The organism is Trichocoleus sp. FACHB-90 (genome assembly GCF_014695505.1).
Taxonomy (GTDB): domain Bacteria; phylum Cyanobacteriota; class Cyanobacteriia; order Cyanobacteriales; family FACHB-T130; genus Funiculus; species Funiculus sociatus.
On record NZ_JACJOK010000104.1, the window covers coordinates 1 to 4,385 of the forward strand.

A 4,385-nucleotide genomic window follows, 5' to 3' on the forward strand; every position below is an offset into this window, starting at 1 on the left:
ACCCAGTCTGGGGCTGCTTTTTTACTGCATCTACTTAATCACAATCAATCCCAGAATTCAAGCCCCGCAACAAATGTCACTTCTTATACCTATTCTGTTTCTGCTATTTTGATTAGCCATTTTTAACATTTTTACATAACAAGTTCGGTAGAGCCGCTGTTTCTCTGCTTGGCGGTAGGGATAAAGGTAATCACTATAGAACCGTTGGCTCATCTTCCATCGGTTTCCCTCAATTGCTTCAATATCATTAATTTTGCAAGACTTAACTTCAATAATAATTAATCCGAGTTCGCGGCTAACAATCAAGATATCCGGTTCTTTTTTAAATTGTTGGTCTTTTTTAAATGTGCTATAGCTCCAAAGGACAACCCCCTCTCCTTGTCTAAAAGTTTGACGGAGCCGATCCCAAACTCGCTGTTCCCCAGCTTCACCTTTTAAACCCAAAGGTTCCGTCTCAATAAATTTCCACTCTGATGATTGGTTTTCAGTACCTACAACCATGTGACTCCTAGCTCTTTCTATCGCTTTAACTTAGAGTTCCCGAAAAAAAAGCATATTTAACACAACTCATTTACCTGCCTTCTAAACCCTCACAGACAAAATCGCATTAATTTCCCTGGCTCATTGCTCGATAGCTGAGACGCTGGAACGATTGAAGATTTATTGGTGCAGATAGATGAGTGGAGCGCAGACCAGTCGTTAGACTTTGCAGCGGCAATTGATTTTACCCACTCAATCTGCTGGAAAGGATAAGCAGAAACTAGGTGCCAATGGCACTTATTTTTATGCTGGTTGGCAGGGAAGAATCAGGAATCTAGGTTTTGTTTTCTAATTGGGGCATTTGGGTGAGATAAAGTTTAATAAATATTGGAGTCCATCAATTTTCGTGAAGTATAGGCATCCGAGCGCATAAGCTATACATCAAAGGGATAGAAGGTATATCGGAGGGAGAAACCATGCGCCGTCCGGGTAATTCTTCCATTGTGTCAAATAACTTGCAACCATTAGCATAAGAATATTCTTTGAATATTTCTAGATTTAGCTTAGCTTCTAATACTGCTGTAATAATTTCTCCAGTACCCCATTGAAATTCATGGGACGGATAGGGATTACGAAAGTTTTCGATTCCCTTTTCATAAACCCAAGGTGTTAGCCCGCCAGCCGATTGTGCTACGTAATCGATGATGCCATCTGACCAAGTTAATGGTTGACCGTCAGTAAAATAGGGATATTTGAGCGTCCATCCTTCATCAAACATCATGGCAACTGGATGAAATTCAACTACAACTAATCGCCCATTTGGTTTTAGTATGGATGCGATTCCTTTTGCCCAGAAACTGATATTAGATAGCCAACAAATTGCGCCGTAAGAGCAAAATGCTATATCAAAACGTTCGTTTGTCTTTGCTGTTTCTGCTAGCCAATCGTAAATATCATAACGATAGAATGTTGCATGAATGGCAGATGTTTGTGATAGCTTTTGAGCAAATTCAATTGCTTCATCACTGATATCTACACCAGTTACTTTAGCACCCAGTTGTGCCAAACTTAAGGTATCCTGACCTGCGTTGCATTGGAGATGAACTAAGGATAAGCCAGCGATGTCACCTAGCAGTTCCTTTTCTTCTGGAAAGAGGGTACTGCCACCTGCTTTGAAAAACTTGGCTTGGTCGCTTTTATGACTGTTGTGCGCTTTAGTCGCTTCGTTCCAAGATAAGCGGTTCTCTTGGTGTAGTTGGTTTCTATTAGGTACGTCTGCCATGATGTTTGCTTGGATGCTTCTCGGTTGCTGTTGGGATTGGTCAATATTAAAGGTTTTAAGTCATACAAACTTAGCTTTGTTACATAAAGTAAATGGGATTTTTGCTACATCGTGCCATTTATAGTAGAGTTGAGATTTGATATCTTCCCAGGTAATTTTAGAATCGAGATTAGGTTGTGTACAAACTAATGAAGTTTGCAAATACAATGTTAGAGCCTTTTCAGGCTAAATGTCGAATAACAGATTATTTGTCGTCTTAACAACTTGTTATCGTTGAACGTTCCTATCGCTATCAAAGCCTAAATATATTTGGATGAAGAAAAGCTGGAGTTAAAACAATTATGGCTTTAAATAGGCATTCCTACCAAAGTGTTACTTAGCCCAAAAACCCTATTGTAAAAGATTTGAAAGGTTTTTTGATGAACGACACCAATGTGTTAAAAGCGACAAATAATTTGTTATCTGACAACTGAGGATTAATCGCGATATGTCCCAACGGGGCATTTTAAAATATCTGGTTATGTGCCAGCATTTTAAAAAACTCTGATTAACTATTACCTTCAAAGCTTCAAATAGAGTTCAGATAAATGTGCAGTTTCTTGATTGCCCAAAATGAAGCTAGTCCAGCTAAGCAAAAAAACAAAGCGAATATTAATGTTCTAACGTTCCTTCGTAGGCAGATGTGTAAGCTAGAAAGGTTCCATCGAAGTAGCAAGCTAATATAGCCAATCCGTCATAAGCCGCTATAGCGGTTCTCGGTTGTGTGAGGTACAATCTCAAAACTTGAAAGCTTGATAACACTAGATTTTGGTGTACCTCACTCGTATAAGAACCGCTATAATTAGCTGAAAACTTTATTTACAGGAACCCTAAATTCGGGGTCACAATGAATGGTGAGATTATCTGGTCTGATTGCAAATTCTCCATAGGTTTGATTGACGAAGGAAACCCAATATCTACTTCTATTAAAATCCTAGCCTTTTAGACCTACTAAGCCCACCAACTCTATTGTCTTGAGACAGTTGTTGGTTTTAGGTTATGTCACTTTGAGTTGTGAAATGCCAATAATTCAGAATACCGACTTTTTTAGAGGTTGGTTTTTTCTCCTTTACGAATCAGATAGGACTGCTATAGTTAAAACGCTGAATAGAAGAAGATATTGGTTTGCCTATGGAATCAAGGATTAGTTATTTCTCAGCCACTCAAGCAACTCTTTATCGAATAGCTCTGGTTCTTCAAACTGAGGCACATGACTGCTCTTCTCAAATATGCGAATAGTCAAATTACTGAACTTGTCTCTTACTCTTTCCCACATATACGGTGGTGGAACGAGGTAATCATAACGACCCAGAGCAAGGAGTACAGGGGAAAGCAACTTATCTAAGTTCTCAGTAATATCGATGTCCCGAAAAACCTCACCCCAGACATAATCAAACATCGCCATATTGACTTCTACACCCTCCCAGAGTTTTGTTGCGTCATAGTTGTAGTCAAACCAACTTTTGGGCCCCATGAGAAGACAATAAGTAATAAAAGCTTTCTCAGGTGCAGTTTCCATTTCTTGAGACAGCTTACTTAAGTTTTTAGCAAGCGCTGCTTTACGCTCAGGGCAAACAGAGTCATTCAAATATCTTTGGGCAGCTTCATGCCCTTCATGCGAGTAATTCGGGCCTACACACATCATTACCAGATGAGATACATAGTCCTGATATTTCTTGGCATACTCCAGCGCCATAAAGGCATGACCTGAATGACCAATAACAATAATCTTGTCAAATCCTAACTCTTTCCTAACCAGTTCAATATCATCAACCAGTGAGTCTAACTGGTACATAGAAGTGTCTTTACAATCATTCTGAGGTGAGAAACCTCGATGATCGACAAAGACCAACTTTAAATGGTTACGAAGATTTTTAGAAAACGTTCTTGAGTAATACAATGAACTTCCAACCACGATAGTAGGAGTTCCATTACCCTCAATAATATACTGGAGCTTAAAACCTTTTGAATACACATGGCTTGTTAGAGACATATTCTTACCTCAGCTCTTATCCCGGAACAGCAGGCACCTCTCGGAGCAAGTCGGGTTCGTTGTGTACAAATGTAATTTGCAATGTCCCTACTAGCTCCTTGTGTTTCAGCGTCGATTCGTTAGCAGGCATAAGTTGCTCCAACCTCTCTTGGCTCAAATGCAAACCTGTCTCTTGCACAGATGCAGCCAGTCTGTTCAAGTTGGCGCTGGGCACCTCAAAGTTGATGCTTTCTTAACATGTTCGAGTAAAGGTGGAAGTCAGTAATCCAGGCTCCTGCTTGGCTAATCGCCTCACTCACACGAGCCGTCATCCCAATCCGTTCGGCTTTGGTGAACCCATCCAAGCGTGGAAACTGTCGCTCAAACATAGGCTAACCTCTCAAATGAATCAGCTCCACTATAGAGGAGTGACAAGAGAGCTGTCTTCATCCTGCAAGTTCACCTACTTGGGTGATATAAGACAACACTCATTGCGACGGGGTCTTGCGGCATCATGGGGTAAAATGTAGCGATCGCTACATTTTACCCAAAAAGAACAATGGACTTTCATCTAGATACCTTATTAAACTTACCGAACGTTACGGTTTTCAC

5 protein-coding genes are annotated in these 4,385 nt (G+C 40.2%); all 5 read right to left on the reverse strand.

Annotated elements, in window-relative coordinates:
- Nucleotides 1-57 precede the first annotated feature (57 nt).
- A complete protein-coding gene (locus H6F74_RS28605) occupies nt 58-501 on the reverse strand; it encodes a nuclease-related domain-containing protein (protein ID WP_190445490.1) in 444 nt (147 codons plus the stop codon).
- Between the two features lie 376 nt (nt 502-877).
- Nucleotides 878-1,762, reverse strand: coding sequence for a class I SAM-dependent methyltransferase (locus H6F74_RS28610; RefSeq protein WP_190445491.1), 885 nt, complete (start codon nt 1,760-1,762; stop codon nt 878-880).
- A gap of 1,183 nt (nt 1,763-2,945) precedes the next feature.
- Nucleotides 2,946-3,794: an alpha/beta hydrolase gene (locus H6F74_RS28615; protein WP_190445492.1), complete on the reverse strand. Its 849-nt coding sequence runs from the start codon at nt 3,792-3,794 to the stop codon at nt 2,946-2,948.
- A gap of 16 nt (nt 3,795-3,810) precedes the next feature.
- Nucleotides 3,811-4,008, reverse strand: coding sequence for a hypothetical protein (locus H6F74_RS29745; protein WP_206756377.1), 198 nt, complete (start codon nt 4,006-4,008; stop codon nt 3,811-3,813).
- Nucleotide 4,009: 1 nt separating this feature from the next.
- Nucleotides 4,010-4,162, reverse strand: a complete 153-nt coding sequence (locus tag H6F74_RS28620) for a hypothetical protein (protein ID WP_190445493.1) — start codon at nt 4,160-4,162, stop codon at nt 4,010-4,012.
- Nucleotides 4,163-4,385: the final 223 nt, after the last annotated feature.